Raw genomic sequence first — 408 nt, 5'->3', positions numbered from 1 at the left:
GCTCAAGCTCGAGAACAAGCAGGCGGTGCTGGACCTGGCCGACGTGAAGGAACGGCTCGAGAACCTCTTCGAGCAGCTCGACCGCGAAGTCGACATCCTCAACGTCGACAAGAAGATCCGCGGCCGCGTGAAGCGGCAGATGGAGAAGAACCAGCGCGACTTCTACCTGAACGAGCAGGTCAAGGCCATCCAGAAGGAACTGGGCGAAGGCGAGGAAGGCGCGGACATCGAGGAGATCGAGAAGAAGATCAAGGCCGCCAAGATGCCGGCCGACGCGCGCAAGAAGGCCGAGGCCGAGCTCAAGAAGCTCAAGCTCATGTCGCCGATGTCGGCGGAAGCCACCGTCGTGCGCAACTACATCGAAGTGCTCACGGGCCTGCCCTGGAGCAAGCGCACCAAGATCAAGCA

General features: G+C 61.5%; 1 pseudogene. It reads left to right on the top strand.

Annotated elements, in window-relative coordinates:
- Nucleotides 1-408 (top strand): annotated as a pseudogene (locus K9U40_RS24265) (endopeptidase La); the annotation flags it as partial.

It is taken from the genome of Xanthobacter autotrophicus, from assembly GCF_030015065.1.
Lineage (GTDB): Bacteria > Pseudomonadota > Alphaproteobacteria > Rhizobiales > Xanthobacteraceae > Xanthobacter > Xanthobacter autotrophicus_D.
This window is presented reverse-complemented; position numbering and strand designations above follow the sequence as displayed.